20 protein-coding genes and 4 pseudogenes are annotated in these 18,897 nt (G+C 70.0%); 10 read left to right on the plus strand and 14 right to left on the minus strand.

Features of this window, described 5'->3' with window-relative positions:
- Positions 1 to 177: 177 nt before the first annotated feature.
- Positions 178 to 396 (minus strand): annotated as a pseudogene (locus ABD323_RS08310) (cation:proton antiporter domain-containing protein); the annotation flags it as partial.
- A gap of 185 nt (positions 397 to 581) precedes the next feature.
- Between ABD323_RS08310 and ABD323_RS08315 the strand changes: the two are divergent.
- The 3 genes and pseudogenes from ABD323_RS08315 (at position 582) to ABD323_RS08325 (ending at position 2,081) form a co-directional block, all read left to right on the plus strand.
- A complete protein-coding gene (locus ABD323_RS08315; RefSeq protein WP_344440590.1) occupies positions 582 to 1,157 on the plus strand; it encodes a TetR/AcrR family transcriptional regulator in 576 nt (191 codons plus the stop codon).
- 10 nt (positions 1,158 to 1,167) lie between these two features.
- Positions 1,168 to 1,455, plus strand: a complete 288-nt coding sequence (locus ABD323_RS08320; protein ID WP_344440591.1) for a YciI family protein — start codon at positions 1,168 to 1,170, stop codon at positions 1,453 to 1,455.
- Positions 1,456 to 1,470: 15 nt separating this feature from the next.
- Positions 1,471 to 2,081, plus strand: a pseudogene (locus ABD323_RS08325) (DNA-3-methyladenine glycosylase I).
- A gap of 339 nt (positions 2,082 to 2,420) precedes the next feature.
- On the opposite strand, the gene ABD323_RS08330 reads toward ABD323_RS08325, so the two are convergent.
- From ABD323_RS08330 to ABD323_RS08355, 6 genes are all read right to left on the minus strand, one after another.
- The gene (locus ABD323_RS08330; RefSeq protein WP_344440592.1) at positions 2,421 to 2,735 is read right to left on the minus strand and encodes a hypothetical protein; all 315 of its coding nucleotides are present in this window, start codon (positions 2,733 to 2,735) and stop codon (positions 2,421 to 2,423) included.
- Between the two features lie 160 nt (positions 2,736 to 2,895).
- The gene (locus tag ABD323_RS08335; protein ID WP_344440593.1) at positions 2,896 to 3,225 is read right to left on the minus strand and encodes a TfoX/Sxy family protein; all 330 of its coding nucleotides are present in this window, start codon (positions 3,223 to 3,225) and stop codon (positions 2,896 to 2,898) included.
- A 9-nt stretch (positions 3,226 to 3,234) separates the two neighbouring features.
- Positions 3,235 to 3,660, minus strand: a complete 426-nt coding sequence (locus ABD323_RS08340) for an SRPBCC family protein (protein WP_344440594.1) — start codon at positions 3,658 to 3,660, stop codon at positions 3,235 to 3,237.
- Between the two features lie 71 nt (positions 3,661 to 3,731).
- Complete coding sequence (locus ABD323_RS08345) at positions 3,732 to 4,181, minus strand: SRPBCC family protein (protein WP_344440595.1); 450 nt, start codon at positions 4,179 to 4,181, stop codon at positions 3,732 to 3,734.
- Between the two features lie 41 nt (positions 4,182 to 4,222).
- Positions 4,223 to 4,774, minus strand: coding sequence for a TIGR03086 family metal-binding protein (locus ABD323_RS08350; protein ID WP_344440596.1), 552 nt, complete (start codon positions 4,772 to 4,774; stop codon positions 4,223 to 4,225).
- Between the two features lie 30 nt (positions 4,775 to 4,804).
- Positions 4,805 to 5,041, minus strand: a complete 237-nt coding sequence (locus tag ABD323_RS08355) for an SRPBCC family protein (RefSeq protein WP_344440597.1) — start codon at positions 5,039 to 5,041, stop codon at positions 4,805 to 4,807.
- Positions 5,042 to 5,127: 86 nt separating this feature from the next.
- Between ABD323_RS08355 and ABD323_RS08360 the strand changes: the two genes are divergently transcribed.
- The 3 genes from ABD323_RS08360 (at position 5,128) to ABD323_RS08370 (ending at position 6,677) form a co-directional block, all read left to right on the plus strand.
- The gene (locus tag ABD323_RS08360) at positions 5,128 to 5,448 is read left to right on the plus strand and encodes an ArsR/SmtB family transcription factor (RefSeq protein ID WP_344440598.1); all 321 of its coding nucleotides are present in this window, start codon (positions 5,128 to 5,130) and stop codon (positions 5,446 to 5,448) included.
- Positions 5,448 to 5,897, plus strand: coding sequence for an SRPBCC family protein (locus tag ABD323_RS08365; RefSeq protein ID WP_344440599.1), 450 nt, complete (start codon positions 5,448 to 5,450; stop codon positions 5,895 to 5,897). The genes ABD323_RS08360 and ABD323_RS08365 overlap by 1 nt, the downstream gene beginning before the upstream one ends.
- A 93-nt stretch (positions 5,898 to 5,990) precedes the next feature.
- A complete protein-coding gene (locus ABD323_RS08370; RefSeq protein ID WP_344440600.1) occupies positions 5,991 to 6,677 on the plus strand; it encodes a maleylpyruvate isomerase family mycothiol-dependent enzyme in 687 nt (228 codons plus the stop codon).
- A gap of 203 nt (positions 6,678 to 6,880) precedes the next feature.
- Here ABD323_RS08370 and ABD323_RS08375 read toward each other — a convergent pair whose 3' ends face one another.
- Positions 6,881 to 7,945 carry a class I SAM-dependent methyltransferase gene (locus tag ABD323_RS08375; protein ID WP_344440601.1) on the minus strand — a complete coding sequence of 355 codons (1,065 nt, stop codon included), beginning with the start codon at positions 7,943 to 7,945 and terminating at the stop codon, positions 6,881 to 6,883.
- A gap of 268 nt (positions 7,946 to 8,213) precedes the next feature.
- Positions 8,214 to 9,761 carry a Na+/H+ antiporter gene (locus ABD323_RS08380; RefSeq protein ID WP_344440602.1) on the minus strand — a complete coding sequence of 516 codons (1,548 nt, stop codon included), beginning with the start codon at positions 9,759 to 9,761 and terminating at the stop codon, positions 8,214 to 8,216.
- Between the two features lie 390 nt (positions 9,762 to 10,151).
- Between ABD323_RS08380 and ABD323_RS08385 the strand changes: the two genes are divergently transcribed.
- From ABD323_RS08385 to ABD323_RS08395, 3 genes and pseudogenes are all read left to right on the plus strand, one after another.
- The gene (locus ABD323_RS08385) at positions 10,152 to 11,342 is read left to right on the plus strand and encodes an NAD(P)/FAD-dependent oxidoreductase (protein WP_344440603.1); all 1,191 of its coding nucleotides are present in this window, start codon (positions 10,152 to 10,154) and stop codon (positions 11,340 to 11,342) included.
- Positions 11,343 to 11,352: 10 nt separating this feature from the next.
- Positions 11,353 to 12,291, plus strand: coding sequence for a sigma-70 family RNA polymerase sigma factor (locus tag ABD323_RS08390; RefSeq protein ID WP_344440604.1), 939 nt, complete (start codon positions 11,353 to 11,355; stop codon positions 12,289 to 12,291).
- 129 nt (positions 12,292 to 12,420) lie between these two features.
- Positions 12,421 to 12,672, plus strand: a pseudogene (locus tag ABD323_RS08395) (transposase); the annotation flags it as partial.
- Positions 12,673 to 13,853: 1,181 nt separating this feature from the next.
- On the opposite strand, the gene ABD323_RS08400 reads toward ABD323_RS08395, so the two are convergent.
- Positions 13,854 to 14,975 carry a tyrosine-type recombinase/integrase gene (locus ABD323_RS08400; RefSeq protein WP_344440605.1) on the minus strand — a complete coding sequence of 374 codons (1,122 nt, stop codon included), beginning with the start codon at positions 14,973 to 14,975 and terminating at the stop codon, positions 13,854 to 13,856.
- A gap of 367 nt (positions 14,976 to 15,342) precedes the next feature.
- Positions 15,343 to 16,848 (minus strand): restriction endonuclease, encoded by a 1,506-nt coding sequence (locus ABD323_RS08405; protein ID WP_344440606.1) that lies wholly within the window; start codon positions 16,846 to 16,848, stop codon positions 15,343 to 15,345.
- A 214-nt stretch (positions 16,849 to 17,062) separates the two neighbouring features.
- Between ABD323_RS08405 and ABD323_RS08410 the strand changes: the two are divergent.
- Positions 17,063 to 17,371 (plus strand): annotated as a pseudogene (locus tag ABD323_RS08410) (transposase); the annotation flags it as partial.
- 99 nt (positions 17,372 to 17,470) lie between these two features.
- On the opposite strand, the gene ABD323_RS08415 reads toward ABD323_RS08410, so the two are convergent.
- The 3 genes from ABD323_RS08415 to ABD323_RS08425 all read right to left on the minus strand — a co-directional run bounded on the left by ABD323_RS08415 (position 17,471) and on the right by ABD323_RS08425 (position 18,535).
- Entirely contained in the window at positions 17,471 to 17,635 is a 165-nt protein-coding gene (locus tag ABD323_RS08415) for a hypothetical protein (protein ID WP_344440607.1), read from the minus strand.
- Between the two features lie 27 nt (positions 17,636 to 17,662).
- Positions 17,663 to 18,019 carry a PRC-barrel domain-containing protein gene (locus tag ABD323_RS08420; protein ID WP_344440608.1) on the minus strand — a complete coding sequence of 119 codons (357 nt, stop codon included), beginning with the start codon at positions 18,017 to 18,019 and terminating at the stop codon, positions 17,663 to 17,665.
- 288 nt (positions 18,020 to 18,307) lie between these two features.
- Positions 18,308 to 18,535, minus strand: a complete 228-nt coding sequence (locus ABD323_RS08425; protein WP_344440609.1) for a hypothetical protein — start codon at positions 18,533 to 18,535, stop codon at positions 18,308 to 18,310.
- Positions 18,536 to 18,897 lie beyond the last annotated feature (362 nt).

The following is an 18,897-nucleotide window of genomic DNA, read 5'->3' on the forward strand; positions in this document are numbered from 1 at the left end:
GAAACCGACGTTCCCGCCCTTCAGGAAGCCCACGGGTTGGTTCTTGGATCTTCGGAGGGGTGGGGGCGCTTGAGGGGGCAGGTCCGTCAACACCGACCGCCACGCGCGAGGGTACTGAAGATCCAGGCTGATCCTGGACGCGGTTGCGGATGAACCTGCCGCTCGGTCACCGCTCAGTGTCTGGCCGAGCAGCACGCCGGCGACGACGACCGAGGTGATGCCGGAGGCGTGCGCGCCCTTCGCCACCACGTAGGCCGCGTACGGGGTGACCAGGGCGATCACCGTCTCCGGCACCGGATCCGTGGTGCGGCGCCGGACCAGCCACACCAGCCCGGCGACAGCGGCGCCGATCACGCTGCCGCCGCCGGCGAGCAGCAGGAACTCCCCTCCCGCCGCTGACAGTCGTCGGGGTTGCTCAGGCCGCCGATGGCGAAGTGCATGGGTTTGTCGAAGGCGGTGAGCCTGCTCGTGGGCCGCGGGCGCGGTCCTTGACAAGACTTAGGACGGCTGTCCTAGGATTCACTTGGGACAGCCGTCCTAAGTCTTTGGTGCCGGTGGCCTGGGTGCGAGCGAGGAGGAGCATGAACGTGAGAGGCGGGGCGACCCGGGCGCAGATCGTCGACGCGGCGGACCGGCTCTTCTATCAGCAGGGGTACGAGCACACGTCCTTCGCGACGATCGCCGAGGCGGTGCAGATCTCGAGGGGCAACTTCTACCACCACTTCAAGTCGAAGGACCGCATCCTGGATGCGGTGATCGACGCCAGGCTCGCCGACACCCGGCGGATGCTGGAGCAGTGGGAGGTCGAGTACTCCGAGCCTGCTGACCGCATCCGCCGGTTCATCGAGATCCTGCTGACCAACCGTGCCGACATCCAGAGTTACGGCTGCCCCGTTGGCACCCTGACCAGCGAACTGGCAAAGCTGGACCACGCCGCGCTGGGTGAGGCCAACGGTCTGTTCGTGCTCTTCCGCTCCTGGCTCCGCGACCAGTTCGCGCTCCTTGGGCACGCGGATGAAGCGGAGGCACTGGCGATGCACGTCCTGGCATTCAGTCAGGGCGTCGCCATCCTCGCGAACGCCTTCAAGGACGAGGAGTTCATCCGCCGGGAGGTCCGCCGGATGAACGACTGGCTGGACACCTACACCACCACCTGAGAGGAACCTGATGTTCGTCGTGCTGCTGCGCTTCTCCACGAACAAGTCCGCCGCCGGCCAGTACATGGACGGCCACCAGCAGTGGATCAAGCAGGGCCTGGACGACGGGGTGTTCCTGCTGGTCGGCAGCATCCAGCCGGGGCTCGGCGGCGCGGTCCTCGCCCACGCCACCTCGAAGGAGGAACTGGAGGAGCGTGTGAACGCCGACCCGTTCGTCGCGCAGGACGTCGTCCGCGCGGAGATCATCGAGATAGCCCCTGGCATGGCCGACGACCGCCTCAAGTTCCTGCTTCCCTGACCGAGGACCAATCCGATGAGCACGACGACGCCCGGACCCGACGGCCGCCCCCGCTGCCGATGGAGTGCTGCCGTACCGGAGTTCCTGGCTTATCACGACACCGAGTGGGGCTTCCCGGTCGCCGACGAGCGGCGCCTGTTCGAGAAGCTGAGCCTGGAAGGCTTCCAGTCCGGACTCAGCTGGCGCACGATCCTGGCCAAGCGGCAGAACTTCCGGGCCGCCTTCGCCGGCTTCGACATCACCCAGGTCGCCCGTTACGGCGAGCGCGAGGTCGAGCGCCTGCTGCAGGACGCCGGCATCGTCCGCCACCGCGGCAAGATCGAGGCGGTCATCAACAACGCCAGGTGCGCCGAGGCGATGCTGGAGAGCGGAGAATCGCTGGCCGCCTTCGTCTGGCGCTACGAGCCCGACCCGGCACAGCTGCCCGAGCCGCAGACCGTCTCGACCTCACCCACCTCGATTCGCCTGTCCAAGGACCTGAGGAAGCTGGCTGGAAGTTCGTCGGGCCGACGACCGTCTTCGCCTTCATGCAGGCCATGGGGCTGATCAACGACCACGCGAACGACTGCGTGATCCGCGCGCAAGTCGAGCGCGAACGCCTTGTCTTCACTCGCCCGGGACACTGACGGCTTCCGCGTCCCGATGGGCCTCCTTCGGCATCCTGTTCGGCCACCTCGCCGAGCGGCGACTCAACCCGAAGCCGGCCGCTGCGGTAACCAAGCGGGACACCGCGCCGGAGACCGCCGCACCCGTGGTGTGACCCGGACGGGGTTCGGACAGCCGGCCGGCTGAAGGGCCGGTAGCAGCGACAGTTCGTCGTCGCTGCCGGCCCGTCGGCGTCGATTTCGGTGGGATCGATCAGGGGAGTTGTTCGTGCTGCCCGACGCACGATCCGCTGCAACTGCCGGCCCTCCTTGTTCGTGAGCCTGACGGCCTTGACCGGCTCTGGCACTGGCCTGGCTCCTTCAGTTGGCGAGGCTGTCGAGTGCGGTTTCGGCGTAGTGGGGCCAGGCGTGGGCGTGGGCGACGGGGATGGCGACCCAGTCCTTGAACGGGCGGTGCTTACCGGAGGGGTCGAAGAGTTCGGCTCCGGGCAGGGCCAGGGCCTCGGCGTGGGCGGGCGTGCCGCCGCCGAGTCGGAAGGCCAGCAGGTCGGCCTGGAGGCAGGCGAAGGCCTTGCCATGGGCCTTGAGGGCGCGTTTACCGAACATCGCTCCGGCATGGGCACCGCGTGGGGCGAGGTCGGTGGCGATCTCGTCGAACAGGTCGTCAGAGGGCATGTGTCGGGTCCTCGCTCCTTCGAGTCGAAACGTCTCGCGACATCCAACCGGCATGCGGCCCGTCTGCGCCAACCCGGTGGCCGTGTCATGGATGCGCGGGTGCCGTACCTCGGCGGCCTCGTCGGCGGACCTGGGCGAGGTCGCGTTCGTCGACGGCCCGCTACTTGGGCGGCAGGGTCGCCGCGAAGGTGCGGCCCCGGTCGATCCAGTCGCCGAGAGTCGCGTCCTCGGTGAGGGCGGAGGAAGCGACGAGGATCCAGCCGCGCATGGGGCGCCCGGTGATGTCGAAGAGGCGGACGCCCGGGCGGGCCAGGGCCGCGTCCGTGTTGTCGGGGCCGATCCTGACGATGAGTTCGTCGCTGTGGACTCCGACGGCCATGTTGCCGTTCAGGAGGAACGCGAGGCCGCCGAACATGCGTTTCTCGGTGAGGCCGGGGACCTCGCCCAGCTGCTCGCGGATCCGCTGGGCCAGGCCTTCGTCGATGGCCATGGCAGCCTCTCAGAGGGTGAACAGCGGCTGTGGCACGCCGGTTTCGGCGTACTCCTTGAGTCGGGTCATCAGCAGGCCCCAGGTGTAGGCGGCCGGCGGCAGGCCGGGGTCGCCGTCCTGCCAGCCCCGGTGGTGGAAGAGCACGCGGGTGCCGCCGTCCAGCTCCGGGCTGTCGGAGAGCTCCCAGGTGATCGTGGTGCCGGACCAGTGGGGCGGGAAGGCCCCGACGGAGGTCCAGGCGACGCGACTCTCGGTGGCCTCGTCGCGGCGCAGCTGAAACGGCTCGGGGACCATGGGGAAGTCGAAGAGGAGGATCTCGTCCTTGCGGTCGACGCCGCTGGTCCACCACCCCGTCAGCCCGTCGTGCGTGTTCAGGGCCTCGTGGACGGTCTTGCGGTCGGCCGCGATCTCGACCTGGAAGGCGATTTCGGACATCGTCGTGCTCCTTGTGCTCAGGGTGGTGCGGTGTGTGCCCGTGCGTGCGGTGCGTGCTGGGGGATCGGGGGTCATGGTGCTGGGGTGAGCCTGTGTTCGAGGTCGCGCAGGTCCTTGCCGAGGGAGGAGCGGACCTTGCGCGCCATGAGCGGCGCGGCGAGCCGGTAGTAGCCGCCGGCGTCGCCCCGCACCCGGATGCGGGCCAGCGTGCCGCCGGCGTCCGGGGTGAAGGAGTAGGTGACGTGCATCGGCATCGGACCGGCCACCGACACCATGTCGAGCAGCCCGGGCGGGTCGTGCCGGGCCACCCGCAGGACGTAGTCGATCCTCTTGCCGAGGAAGTACGCGGTGCGGGTGACCTCGGCGCCGACGCCGAAGCCTCCGCCGTCGGCCTCCCGGGTGAGCTCCGCCGTCCGGATGCCCTGCGTCCACTCGTGGTCGTGGCGCCAGTCCATGGCATACGCGGCCACCTGCTCGGGCGGGAGCGGGATCACCCGCTGCGCCGTCTCGTCGATCGTCATTGCTGCTGCCTCGTCTCGTCGCTGCTCGCCCGCGTGGCAGGTCAGGCACTCCAGCCAGGATTCCTGCCGCTGACGGCCAGCGCGCGGTCAAATGCGCTCGCATCGGCCGATACGGCGACGGGCTCGCCGTAGGCGCCGGTGGCGCGGGCGTTCGCCGCGATCTGCTCGACGACCGCGAGCACGGTGTTCGCGGAGTCCTCGCCGACGCGGAAGCGCCGACCGGTCGCACCGGCCAGGTCCCAGCCGTGCAGGGCGAGCTCCTGGAGGGTGATCGCGGCGGCGAAGTCGGCGGGCATCTCACCGGGGCCGAACTCGGTCAGGCCCTCGTACGCGGCCGGGTCGGCCCACGCGACCGCGACGTTGATCGCGTACTCGGCCACGGCCGCCGGGGTGACCGGCGCGGGGTCGCCGGCGGTTGACTGCGGCTGCTTGCGGGCCGCGCGCTCGGAGGACGGCAGGACGCCGGCGAGGTGGTCGAGCAACTCGGCGACGGTGAACTTCTCGCACGGAGTGCGGGCCGAGAGCTGCTCGGCCCGCACGGCCGAGGCGGTCTCGGCGAAGGCGGCAGCGAATTCCTGAATGGCGGTGTGCATGGCGGTCTCTCGTCTCGTGGTGGGGTCGGGTCAGCCGGTGAAGGTGAAGAACGGGGACGGCTCGCCGGTCTCTGCGGATGCCTTCAGCCGCACGGACTTGGTTGCCCAGCCGTAGGTGAAGTTGCGGTAGCCGCCGTCGTCGTGCAGAGCGTCCCCCGCCGTAGCGGTCGTGGTGAACCAGCTCCGGATGCCCTCGGTGGTGGAGATCGCCGCGAACACGGTGTCCGTGTCGGCCTCGATGTGCGACCGCATCGCGATGTCGGCCATGGCAGTGCCCCTTTCTCATTGCTTTAGTCGACACTAAAACAACCGCGAAACCATGGCAAGTTCAAGCCATGACTAAAATGAGTCCCATGGAAGCGGTGCAAGCGGTTGCCGAGCCCAGGCGGCGCGAGATCCTGCGGCTGGTCTGGGACAGCGAGCTGTCCGCGGGCGAGATCGCCGAGCGGTTCGACGTCACCTTCGGCGCGGTGTCCCAGCATCTGAAGGTGCTGAGGGACACGGGCCTGGTTACCCTGCGCCAGGAGGGCCGCAAGCGCTACTGCCGGGCCGACCGCACGGCCATGGGTCCGCTCGCCGACTACCTGCAGGCCATGTGGGCCACCAGGCTCGACGCGCTGGCCGACCTCGCCGAACAGGCCGAACGCGCAGCGCAGGAGAAGGGCACGACCTGATGACCGCTGAACTGGTGACCGTCGAGCGCAGGATCGCCGCGCGTCCCGAGACGGTGTTCTCCTTCTTCACCGACCGCGAGCGCTGGCTCTCCTGGATGGGCACGGACGGCGAGTTCTCCTTCGAACCCGGCGGCTCCTACCGGACCAACGTCACCGGCGACAATCACGCCGCCGGACGCTTCCTGGAGCTCGATCCGCCCAAGCGCGTGGTCTTCACCTGGGGCTGGGAGTCCGGCGGCATGCCCGTCCCGCCGGACTCCACCACCGTCGAGATCACCCTGCACCCGGACGGCGAGGGCACCTTGCTGCGCCTGGTGCACCACGGCCTTCCGGCGCAGGCCCGCGCGCCCCACAAGGAGGGCTGGACCCACTACGTCGAGCGGTTGGCGGTACGCGCCGAGGGCGGCGACCCCGGTGCCGACCACTGGATGGAGAACGCGCCGGTCTGACCTGCCGTCCTGGCGTGCGGCCGATGATCATCGAATGGTCCGCCGAGGCCGCGCGCTGAGTCAGGCGTCTTCGGTCGGCTGTATGTTGGCGCCGTGGACTACCTGGTTGGACTTCGGCGTGAACTGGACGCGTTCGGTGCCGTGTTGGATGGTGATTTGTCGGCTCCGGTCGAGCACTGCGGCAGTTGGAGGCTGGTGGATCTGGCCGTGCACATGGGAGCGGGGAACCTGTGGGTCGTCGCGGCGGTGCGGGAGGGCCATGGCGACAGCTATGACGAGGGTGCCGCACCCCGTGACCGGGCCGGTCTCAAGGCTTGGTACGCCGGGACGGCGGACGCGCTCGTGCAAGCCCTGTCGGTTGATCCCTCGATGGGGGCCTGGACGTTCTTCCCGCCGCACACGGTCGGGTTCTGGCGTCGGCGCCGCAGCCAGGAGACGCTGATGCACCGGTGGGACGCCGAGCACGCGCTCGGCTCGGCGACGCCGATGGATGCGGCGCTCGCCGCCGACGGTGTCGCCGAGGTCTTCGACACCATGGCGCCCCGCATGATCTCCAAGGGGGCCGCCACCCATCCCGAGCAGGCCGTGCGGATCACCGCCACCGACTCCGGCCGCTGCTGGACTTACGGGCCCGGTGAGCCGATCGCGGAGGTCGCGGGCACCGCCGAGGACCTGCTGCTGATGTTGTGGGGGCGCAAGCCGCGGGATGCTGGTTCGGTGACCTGGGCCGGGGATCGTGAGGCGGGGTTGGGTGTGCTGGCCGGGCCGCTGGTCCCCTGACTTGGGATCAGGTGAAGTTCGCCCCTTGTGGCGGGGATGGTCGGTACCGTCGAGGGCAAGGCGGCGCAGGCGGTGCACTGGGCCTCGATCCGGTTGAGCCAGGATGGCCAGGGTGTAGGCGATCTCGACGTTGTCGGCGGCGCCAGCCGGTGGGCCGGTCCCGATCGGCCCACGTACTGCTGCGCCGGCACCGTGCTGGGCTTTCAGTGCTGCGCGACGTAGTACACGTTGAGGATGTCGCCCTCGACCCGCTGGGTGTCGATCCGGCTGAAGCCGGCCTCGCCGAGCATCCGCAGGGCGGTCTGCTCGCCCCAGACGGTTCCCAGGCCTTCGCCGCCCTCGCTGAGCGAGACGCTCATGCAGTAGAAGGTCGAGAACGTGTAGAGCGCGGGCCCGAGCGGGTGTTCGAGGTTCTCCTCCAGTCGGCTGGAGGCGGAGATGTCGCCCATCAGGAAGACGCCGTCGTCCTTCAGCGCGCCGGCGACGGCCGCGAGGGTGCGGGTGGGCCGGGCCAGGTCGTGGATGACGTCGAAGGCGGTGATCAGGTCGTAGGAGCCGGTCAGCTCGGTGCAGTCGCCGACCCGGAAGTCGGTGTTGGTCAGGCCGAGTTCGGCGGCTTCGGCGCGAGCGGCGGCGATGCCGTCCTCGGACATGTCGAGCCCGTGGAAGCGGCTGGCGGGGAAGGCCTTGGCCAGGACGTTGACGGCGTGGCCCTGGCCGGTGCCGATGTCCAGCGCGTCGATGCCCGCGCGCAGCCGCTCGGTGAGGCCGGGCACCAGTGCGATGATGCCGTCCACCAGGGCCAGGTCGTAGACCTCCCCGGACTCCTCCGCCTGCAGGGCCTGGAAGCGCGGGTACGCCGAGTACGGCACACCGGATCCGGTGCGGAAGGCTTCGAGCACCCGCTGCTCGACCTCCCCGCACATGCCGATGTCCTGGGCGATCCGTGCCAGGTTGTCCGGCCCGGCCGACCGGGTGAGCGCCGCGGCGTGCTCGGGCGGCAAGTGGTAGGTGCCCTGCTCGGGCCGGTAGTCGACGAAGCCGCCGACCACCATCGCGCCCAGCCACTCGCGGACGTAGCGCTCGTCCAGCCCGGCAGCCCGCGCGATCTCCGTACTGGTGGCCGGCGCCATGGCGGACATCGTGTCGAACAATCCGCTCTCGTGACCCAGGCCCGTCATCAGGCACAGGCAGGCATCGTTCAGCACCTGGATCATGCGGCCGCCGAACTCCTCCTGCTTCACCGCGTCCAGTTCTGCGACAGACATCGCTCCTCCTCTCGCCATCGGGCCGCGGCGAAGGAGGCGGGGTCGGCGGCCGACGCACTCGTGGCGGCGGCTCGATGGGACGGCGACGGATTTCCTCTTCCTTCGCCACGCTACCCGCCCGGACGCCAGCCGTCGCTGCAGCCCTGGACGGCGAGCTGGTGCGGCGCTCGACCTCCGTTCGAGGCCGGTGTGGGCTGTCTCGAGTACTGCGCTGCCCACCGCCGCCGCAGTGCCGAAGTGTCACCGGCGGCGATGTGGCAGCGGCGTTTCAGCTGTTGCCGAGTGCGGCTTCCTCGCGGTCGAGGTCGTGCTGCAGGGTTCTGCGGGTGGCGTCGCTGATCCGGTGCTCGTCGTACAGGCGCTGCAGTTCCGTGCCCTGGACGGCGATCACCTCGTGCCGCAGCTCTCGGTAGGCGGCCTCCATGGTGCTGCCGTCCGGGCCGTCGATGGTGTGGTCGAGCCGGGCGTTCAGGGCGCGCCGGACCCGGTCGACGACCGCCTCGGGCATCGCCTCCAGGGAGGCGAGGTCGTCGACGTGGGTCAGCGCGGCACGGTCGAGGGCGTCGCGGGCCTGGGCCTCTTCGCGGGCGGTGTGCTCGGGTTCCAGGGCCAGCCCGGAGCGGTTGACCACGGCCGCCAGGCTCAGCCCCTGGACGACCAGGGTGAACACCACGACCGCCGTGGTGAGGACCAGCACCAGGGCCCGTCCGGGCAGCGGGCCGCCGCCGTTCGCCACGAGGGGGATCGACAGGGCTGCGGCCAGCGGCATCACGCCGCGGGTCCCGGCCCAGGTCACCACCCCTGCCACCCGCCAGGACATCCGGCCGCGGCTGGGCTTGACCGCCCGGGTCAGCGGCAGAGTCGACAGCACGCGCACAGCGATCAGCACAGCTGCCAGGGCCAGTGCCTGCAGCGGCCACCAGCCGGCGCCCTTGGGCAGGTCCCGCACCAGCGCGGGCAGCTCCAGACCGACGATGCTGAAGACGACGCTCTCCAGCAGGAACACCACCACCGCGTACACGGCGTGCAGTTGGAGGCGGATGTGCGCGTCGGTGAGGCGGTGCCCGGAGCGCCCGAGCAGGACGCCGGCGACGACGACCGAGGTGATGCCGGAGGTGTGCGCGGCCTCCGCCAGCACGTAGGCCGCGTACGGGGTGACCAGGGCGATCACGGTCTCCAGCACCGGGTCGGTGGTGCGGCGGCGGATCAGCCACACCAGGCCCGCGACCGCCACGCCGATCAGGCTTCCGCCGCCCCCGAGCAGCAGGAACTCCCCGCCTGCGGCGGGCAGGCTCACCGTAGCCCCGGTGGCCACCGCGATGCCGACGGCGACCTTGAACAGCACCAGCGAGGTCGCGTCGTTGAACAGGCTCTCTGCCTGGACCAGGACCTGAACGCGGCCGGGCAAAGCCAGGCGCCGGCCGAGCGCGGTGACAGCCACCGGGTCGGTGGAGGCGAGCACGGCCCCGAGGACGAACGCCATCGCGGGCGGCAGACCGGTCACCGCGACCGCCGCGAAACCGACCGCCGCAGCCGACGCGAAGACCAGGCCGAACGCGAGGATCGTGACCGGCTTCCACACCGTGCGCAGGTCGCGCAGCGACAACTCCTCGGCCGAGGCGTACAGCAGTGGGGGCAGCACGACCAGCGCGATGGTCTGCGGCGGGATGTGCAGCGCGGGCACGCCGGGTATCAGTGCCACGGCGAGGCCGGCCAGGACCAGCAGTGACGGGGCGGGCATGCGCCAGCGGCGGGCGAAGGTGGCTACGGCAGTGGCCAGGACCACGAGGAAGAGGACGAGCCCCACGGCGCGCATCTGCGAAAGACCCCATCACGACGAGCGGGGTCGCTGCCGCCTGATCGCTGCAGTCGTCCCCCGAGCCGACCAGTCTTCCCGGCACACCGTAGGTAATTTTATCGGGACTTTAGCAGGGGTGGCATGGGGGCGGGCTGGTGGCGCACTCGCCCGCCCTGGACGGGCGAGGCGGTCGCCCGGGCGGATCGCGCGGAATGGGCGCGGTCAGCATGCTGGAGGGCTTCCGCGCGGTCCGGTCTGGCTGCTGTGACTGGTCGAGGTAGTTGGCACGGTCGCGACGTCTGGCAGCCTCCGCCCCCCTGTTCGGTGACCCGCGTCACATCCGGCTCCTGTCAGCAATGGGGACGCCATCTCGTTCAAGGGCCACGTGAACGAGACAGGAGCAACGCTATGAAGCACCGCATCGTCGTACTCGGCGCCGGATACGCCGGGGCCTTCGCCGCCGGGAACCTGGCCCGCCGACTCTCCCCCGCCGACACGGAGATCACCGTCGTCAACGCCGTGCCCGACTTCGTCGAGCGGATGCGGCTCCACCAGCTCGCGAGCGGCCAGGCCATCGCGTTCCGCAAGCTCGCCGACGTGTTCGCGGGCACCGGGGTTCGGCTGCGCATCGCGCGCGTCACCGGCGTCGACCCCCAGCGCAGGACCGTCGCCGTGACCGGCGAGGACGGCGACAACGTTCTCGGGTACGACACGCTTCTCTACGCGCTCGGCAGCTCGGTAGCCCACCACGGCGTCCCGGGTGTGGCCGAGCACGCCTTCGACGTGACCGGCCCGACCTCGGCACTGCGGCTGCGCGAGCGCCTGGCCCGCCTGGGCGAGGGTGGCACCGTGCTGGTCGTCGGTGAGGGGCTGACCGGCATCGAGACCGCCACGGAGCTCGCCGAGTCCCGACCCGACCTCTCGGTCGCGCTCGCCGCCCGCGGCGAGCTGGGCGCCTGGCTCTCCCCGAAGGCCCGCCGTCACCTGCGCCGGGCCTTCGACCGGTTGGGCATCACCGTCCGCGAGCACACCGACATCGAAGCCGTCGAGCCGACCCGGGCGATCGCCTCCGACGGTACGTCCGTCCCGGCCGACGTGACCGTGTGGTCGGCCGGGTTCGCCGTACACCCCCTCGCGGCCGCCAGCGGCCTGGAGGTCACCGGGACCGGCCAGATCGTCGTCGACCGCACCATGCGCTCGGTCTCGCACCCGGAGGTCTACGCCGCCGGTGACTGCGCCTACGCGATCGGCGACAACGGCCGGCCGCTGCCGATGTCCTGCGCCTCGGCCGGCTACACCAACATGCAGGCGACTGCCGCGATCATCGCGCGCCTGACGGACAGTCAGATCCCGAGCATCGGGCTCAAGTACCACGGCAACCACATCAGCCTCGGGCGGCGGGACGCGATCTTCCAGATGGTGGACAGGGACGTCCGGTCGAAGTCCTGGTACCTGGGCGGCCGGACCGCCGTGTGGCTCAAGTCGGCCATCCTCAAGGGGGCCGGCTGGAGCATCGCCCACCCGACCTTCGGCCTGCCCAAGCGCCGGCGCCGCCTGGCCACCGCGCCCGGCCGGATCGGCGTGCGGGTCGCCGCATAGGCTGCCCCGCATGGACAGCGCAGCCATCGATAGGTTCGAGGCCAGCCGGGGCCGGCTGGCCTCGCTCGCGTACCGTCTGCTCGGTTCGGCCGCCGACGCCGAGGACGCCGTGCAGGACACCTTCCTGCGCTGGCAGGCCGCGGACCGCGAACGCATCGAGGTGCCGGAGGCGTGGCTGACCAAGGTCGCCACCAACCTCTGCCTCGACCAGCTCCGCTCGGCGCAGGCACGCCACGAGCGCGCCGTCGGAGACTGGCTGCCCGAGCCACTCCTTGAGGGCGACCCGATGCTCGGCCCTGCCGATACCTTCGAGCAGCGCGAATCGGTGTCCCTGGCCGTCCTGACCCTCATGGAGCGCCTCTCGCCGGTCGAGCGGGCCGCCTACGTCCTGCGCGAGGCCTTCTCCTATCCCCACGCCGAGATCGCCGGGATCCTCGACATCACCGAGTCCGCGAGCCAGCAGCATGTCCACCGGGCCCGACGCCGGGTCGCCGCCGAGCGCCGCAACGGCGAGCCGGTGGACCCCACGTCCGCGCGCCGGATCGTCGAGGAGTTCCTCGTCGCCGCCACGTCGGGGCGCACCGAACGGCTGGTGGCGATGCTCACCGCCGACGCGACCGCGGTCTCGGACGGCGCCGGACTGGCCAGGCGGCTCCTGCGGTACGAGACGCGCGAGCGCATCGCCTCCTACGTGCGCGCCGGCTTCAAGCCCACCGCGGCGAAGCGGCGGATGGCCGGCGGCTCGCCCGCGTTCCACATCGCGCTGGTCAACGGCTCCCCGGCCGTCCTCGCAGTGGTCGACGGCCGGGTCGTGGGCGCCGTCGCGTTCGACGTGAGCGACGGCAAGGTCGCGTCCCTGCGCGGCATCGCCGCCGCCGACCGGCTCGCGCGCCTCAACGGGGCCTGGCAGCAGCACGAACCCGACGCGCCGGCCATCAACGCATGGTGACCTGAGCTTCTCTTACCTTCACCTCACCAAGCGGTAGCTGATGGATTGGAGGCAGAGAGACCCCTCCTACGGTGAGTGTGCACAGGCAGAGCGATTCCGTCGATCACCGGGCACGCATGTTGATCGGATATGTCTGTCCGGTCAGTGATCACTGATGAGATGTGGGCCCGGATCAAGCCGTTGATGCCGTCCGATCCGATTCGTGGGCGGCGTTGGGCTGACCATCGCCGCACGCTTGAGGCGGTCGCCTGGAAGTACCGCACAGGCTCGCCATGGCGGGATCTTCCCGAGGAGCTCGGCTCGTTCCAGACCGCTCATAAGCGGCTGATCACCTGGGCCGTTAACGGCACCTGGGTGCGGATCTTCGAAGCCGTGCTGGCGGATCTGGCCAGCCCATCAGGGAGACACGCTCTAGGCGACCCCATGCTCCGCCACCCTCGACGTACTCGCCGCCGGAATCGGCATCGCCATCCAGGGCGACCGCATCTCGACGCACTCGATCCCCAGGCTTCCCGCCTCATCGTCGTCTCGGCAGGCAACGTCCGCGAGCACCTCATCACCCACCTCGCCAGGACGACAGAAGCCTGCACCACCTCACGCTCTGCGACATCTCCCGGATGAAGACCCCTCCCATGCCTGGAACATCCTGACCGTCGGCGCCTGCACCGACCTCGCCAAGCCGCCCCCGGACGCCGACTTCGACAGATACCGGACCCTGGTCTTCGCAGGGCGTACGAGGCAGGGCGCGGAGCACGCGATGGCCGGTCGGGGACGACACGCGCCAGGCGACACGCCGCCCGGGAGATCACGGCGCGTAGCTGGTGGGTAGGCGTCCCTGATCCGCTTTGCAGTAGGCGGACCCGCGGGCCGAGGTTCTGGGAGTCATCTCCGGCAGGTAGCGGGTGGCTGGCAGAGGGCTGTTACTCGGCGTGTCCGAGCCCGGTACTGGGCCTTGGGACCGTTTTGGGACCAGCCGGTTTTGGCTGCTGGTGGATGTATATGGACACAGTTGGACATCTCTGGCCATTGTCACAGCTGGGCCTCCGTCAGCCCGGGTGAACCATGCGAGTAGCTCTCGCGGGCCAACTCTCTTGCTTGGAAAACAAGTTGGCCGCTCGCTCGGGATCCGTTGAGCAGGCGGCCGATTGGCAGGTCAGCGAAGGTATTTGCTGGGGGTCAAGGGGTCGCAGGTTCAAATCCTGTCGTCCCGACCAGCGTTTTCGCAGGTCGGAGGCCGTTTCCGCTGAACAGCGGAGGCGGCCTTTTTGCTGTGGTGGTCGCAGTGTGGTCGTGAACGCTCGTTCACGTCGCGTTCCGGGGGGACGTCCTGTACTCAGAAGCGCCTTGGGGTGACCGGCTTCTCCTCCGTCGGCGAGTTGAGCGCGGCTGAGAGGCCGATCGGACGCGGGTCGGCGTCGGAGTGGCGTTGATTTTTCTGTGGGCGGGCATGCCTGTGAGACCCGCGGCATCTGCTGATGGGCAGTGGTTCGAGCGGACGTCAGTTATGGACCGGCTGCCCGGTGTTCTGTGTGCCCCTGGCGTGGGACGTGGCTGTAGCGCCGTCAGGCGGCGTGGCTGAAGAGCGGGTTCGGTGCAGGGCGGCTGAGGGCGAGGACGTCAACGCCGCGCGCGCGGGCTTCGACGAGGCAGAGCCTGGCTTCGATGGTGTGGACCGCGGCCATCGCCACTTCCCAGGTCAGGTGGCTGTAGATGTTCGCGGTGGTCGAGAGCGTGGAGTGCCGCAGCGTCTTGGAGATGACCGCCATGGAGACGTTGCCCTCCAGGGCGAGGGTCGCGGCAAGGTGCCGTAGGTCGTGGATGGTCACGTGGGGCAGGCCGGCCTGCTTGCGCAGCTCGTGGAAGCGCCGGCGGACCGCGGCCGGGTGGAGGGGCTTGCCGTCCGTGCCTTGGAAGACATGATCGTTGTCGGTGGAGGTGCTCCTGGCCATGGCGCGCTGGAGGGCGGCGGCGACGCGCTCCGACAGGGGCACCCAGTTGCGGCTCTTCTTCGTCTTCGGTGCGGTCAGGACGAGTTCGTGGTTGTCGATGGCGGAGAGGGTGTGGCGGATATACATGACGCGGTCGTCGATCCGCACGCACTGGCGTTGAAGCCCGAGTGCCTCGCCCTTGCGCAGGCCGGTTCCGATGATGACCTCGAAGAGGTCGGCGAAGGCGGGGTCGACGTCGCGGCAGTGGGCGAGGAAGGTGACGGCCTGCTCGGCGCTCCAGGGGACGCGTTCGTCAGCGCGGGGCCGGCGCATGGGCAGGGGCTGAGCCGCGTTGAAGGGGAGCCGGTGGGTGCGGACGGCGGTCCCCAGGGCGCTGGAGAGCGTGGCCAGGCAGTGGTAGACGGCCTGGCGGCCGCGGCCGGACTCGAGCTGCTCGTGCGCGTAGGCGGCGATGTGATCGTGGGCGAGCTCCTCCAGGCGCAGCTTGCCGAACACGGGGATCAACTCGCAGAGCACGTAGGTGCGGTAGCGGGTGTAGGTGGTGGGTTTGAGGAGGAACTCCATCGCCTTCAGCCACTTGGTCAGGTAGGCGCCCACGGTCTCGTGCGGGTCGGCGTCGAAACCCAGTTGCCGTCCTTCGAGGAAGCGCCGGAGCGAGGGCTCGGCCTCGAAGGCGTCTTCGAAGCCGCTGCGGCGAATCGTGCGCCGACGCCCGCTGATTGAGGGGATGTCCACGGCGAAGGTCCACGAGCCGTGGGCTTCTTCGGCCAGTCGCGGGCACGAGGCGCCGAGCTGGCGTCGCTCCGCATCACGGCACCCGCATCGGCGGTAGACGCGGCCCCGCCGCCGTTTTGAACTGTGCACTTCTCTGTCCCCTGCGGTTCTGGTTCCTTGATCAGCCCGCGAGGCTACAGACTCTTCGTTTTGATGGACCGCTGCGATCACCAACGCGTAATTGCGGTTCTGACCTGTGGCTTTCGGTGGGCTGCCGCTGTGGGCACGGAGCATCCGAGGTGACGTTCACGCTCCGGTCGGCTCTCGTGGCGCGCCCTACGTGATATCGCAGAGCGTGGGCGCGGATGCCGAAGGCCGGAGGGGGCCTTCAGTCGACATCGCCTGGCTGCCAGCCGGGCGGGAGCTTCGACAGGCTGATCAGGGCGTCGACGCCGAGGTGTTCGAGGAGCAGGGCCTTCAGGTTGCGGCCGTCGATCAGGTCGAGGCGCTGGCCGTTGCGGTGGGCGGTCTCCCAGCTCGTCTTGCCGTACCAGGAGGTGGTGACGAGGACGCCGCGGGCGGCCTGCTTGTCCTGGAGGGTGCCGAGCAGGGCCCGGACGACTTCGGGGCTGACGACGTTCTTGGTGCGCTTGGCCTGGACGGCGATCACGGTGACGCCCACGGGGTCGCGCCGGACGGCGACGGCGTCGAGTCCGTCGTCGCGGGAGTTCTGGGTGCGCCAGGTTTCGTAGCCCATGGCGGTGAAGAGCTCGCGCACCAGGCGCTCGAAGGCGAACGGGTCCATTTGCAGCAGGTCGGGCCGGCCGTCGAGCGGGCCGACGACGGCGGTGTCCGCGGCGATCTTGAACCGGGCCGGGTCGAAGTCGACGATCGGCGACACGGGCTCCAGGTCGTGCGGGTGCCGGGAGATGACCGCGCCCAGGTTGCGCAGGCAGCGCTGCGGGTCCAACCTCGGCTCGTCCAGGATGAGTTCGGCGAAGTCCGCGCGCTCCACCATCATGCTCACCACGCACGGCAGAACAGCCCGCCCCGTGGCGGGGTCGGTCGTGGCGACGTGCCCATTGAGGACGACCGTCCCCACCAGACCCGTCGGCGTCACCGAGAACGCCTCGTCCAGCGCCCGCAGGGCCAACCTCGCCAGCAGCCGTCGGTAGGTCTCCTGGAGGTCGGCCTCCTTGACCTGCTGCGGGACGACTTCCCCGCGCTGGGCGACGAACCGGTACCCGGCAACGGCGGGCACCACGTCCTGCGAGGGCAGCGCCACGTCGACGAGCAACTGCCCGGCCTCCGGCACGTACCCCACCGCGGCATCCTCGCGGCACCCTGCGGGCACCGGCGAGCGTCGCAGCAGGTCCTCCACCACATCCGCCACCCCGCTCGCCCCGCCGTGGGCCAACGCACGCTCGACCAGCGGATGCCAGTCCTCCAACCCGTCCGGCCGGTCACGCAGCACCGACTCCAGCTCGTCGAGCACGGCCGCGACCTCACGGCAGCGCTGCTCGGCCTCCTCCTTCAACCGCTGTTTCAACGCATCGCGTTCGAACCGCTCCCGCTCCCGGACCGCGCGCTCCTGCTCCCGCTGCCGCTGCTGAGCTTCGCGTTCGCGCGCGGCTCTGCGCTTGGCGAGGTCGGCCTCGATCCGGGCGGCCTCCTTGGCCTTCGTGGCGTCCTCCCTGGCGAGGAGCTTCTCCCCGGCGGCGAGCAGCCGGGCGTGCTCGGCGGCCGGATCGGGGCGGTGGGGCTTACGCGGTCGTCTCACCGGAGCGGGGTTCGACACGGCCGCCTGTCCGGCCCTGGCCTGTGCGAGCTTGGCCTGTTGCTTGGCCAGGAGCGCTTCCGCGAGCAGCTCCGGCACCGTCTTGCGCCGCGCCAACGACCCTCCCCACCCCCGGCCGCCAAGACGACGGTACTCATCCGACCTCCGCGAGCCCTACCCACCCGCGCCCGCAACGAACCGGCGGTATCAGACGGGCATGGATCGGCCGACAGAGGCGTGGGTGGTTGGCGATCGACGTCGCCCTGAACACCGTCAAGGGCTACGCCCGCCTGAAGGAACCCACCGGCGACCGCCGCGCACCCCGCTACGACCCGAGAACCTGCGGGACAAGGACATCGCACTGCTGCGTGAACTCACCACGGCCTGCCCCGAGATGGCAGCACTCGCCCGTCTGACAGGAGAGTTCGCGCAACTGCTGACGCCGGCCCAGGACACGACGCCAAGCTCACCGTCTGGATCGCGTCAGTTCGCGCTGTCGACCTGCCCACCTGTGCTCCTCACCACCCGACACCACAGCGGCCGCACCGAGGACGTCAACATACGAACTAAAAGGATCATGAGGCAGATGCACGGCCGAGCCGGCTTCGACCTCATCCGGCACCGCATCCTTCTGCAGTGATTTGCACAGAGCGTTACCACCGATTGCGGGACAGAGCCCGCTTCGGTGTATGGCCGGGCGGTCGGCGTCCGGCAACTGGTGAAGCCAGGCTGCGGGCGGTCAGCGCTGGGCGCCCCTGCGCCGTGAGGCGCGCACACCGACGAACACGAGGTCGGCGATCAGGAGCACGATGCCGATGACCAGCAGGTAGAACAGCCCGTGGACGGCCACGCCGATGATGCCGAGCAGGATCGCGAGGATGACCACGAGGAGGAAGAGCGCCATGATGTGCCTCCTTGGCCGGGAGGGTGGTCAGCGGCGCGCGAGCTGGCGTTCGCCGGCGGTGCCGCTCTGGTAGTCGAGGCCGTAGTGCCGGAAGACGGCTTCCTCGTCGACGGCGGGCAGCACGTCGTCGGTGCCGATCGCGGGGCTGTCCTTGACCGCGGCCTTGTCGTAGGCGACCTTGACGTAGCCCGGGCCCACCGACGCACCGGCCAGCGGGACGAACACGAGGCGGTGGCGGGTGGGCAGCCCGATCCGGACGGTCGCCATCGCCGGCTCGTCGGTGCTGGTGTCGACGTAGATCGCCTCCAGCGTGCCGATCTTGTGGCCATCGGCATCGACGACGTCATGGGTGCGCCACTCGCGAATGTCGCCTACCTCGATCACCGTGACTCCTCTGCGCTGTCGAGCCCTGTGGGCGGGACCGCTCGCCACCGACGCCGACCGGCTCCGGGCGGTGGCCGGCGCACTCCCAGCGTGCCTCCGCCCTGGCGTGGACGCCAGCCAACGCGCCCGCCCACGTCACGCGAGCAGCAGGTACGGAGCTTCCCCGGCGGGTCGACGGATCGCTCTGCCTCAACCGTGCGCCGACGTGACGGCGCGCCATCGCGCGCAGTAGGTTCCGCCCGCGCGGGGTGCAGCACGACCGGCCGAGAAGCCCGGTGGCGCCCCGGGTCAGAGTTTGAACATGGCGGTGTACGGCTGGGTGATGCGTTCCTGTCGCGAGCCGAAGTCGACGAGTACGGCGATGGCGCTGTCGCCCTCGACGCCGATGGCCCGGCCGAGTCCGTAGCGGTCGTGGGTGACGCGGTCGCCAACGGCGAACCGCTTGAGCGGAGCCTGGACCCGGACCTTGAAGGGGCTGGTGGGCAGGGGACGGCGGACTGCTGCTGATTTCGTCATCCCTCCCAGTAGGCGCCGGAAACTGCGGGAGTGGGCCCCTTCGGGGACTCAAAATTCGGCCGGGCCGAAATTCGAATGGTGTCGTTCGCCCACTCCGATGTTTCGGGTGGCAGGTTGACGCGGTGGCTGATCAGCGACCGGGTCGCTGTGGTGGGAGTCCACGCAGTAGGCGCTCCGAGCCCGTCCGTGTCGCACTGCCGGTGGAGCTGCCGATGCGCACAGGGCGCACAGCCAGGAGACCAACTCTCTTGGTGGCAAGGCGCGTTGATGGACCTGGTGGCGCCAGGGCGGCGGGTCCGGGGAGAGGCTCCCGCGAAACCGGGGGTGAAATAATCCACCACGGAAGGCAGGGGCCTGCTAGA

Source organism: Kitasatospora nipponensis, from assembly GCF_039528135.1.
Lineage (GTDB): Bacteria > Actinomycetota > Actinomycetes > Streptomycetales > Streptomycetaceae > Kitasatospora > Kitasatospora nipponensis.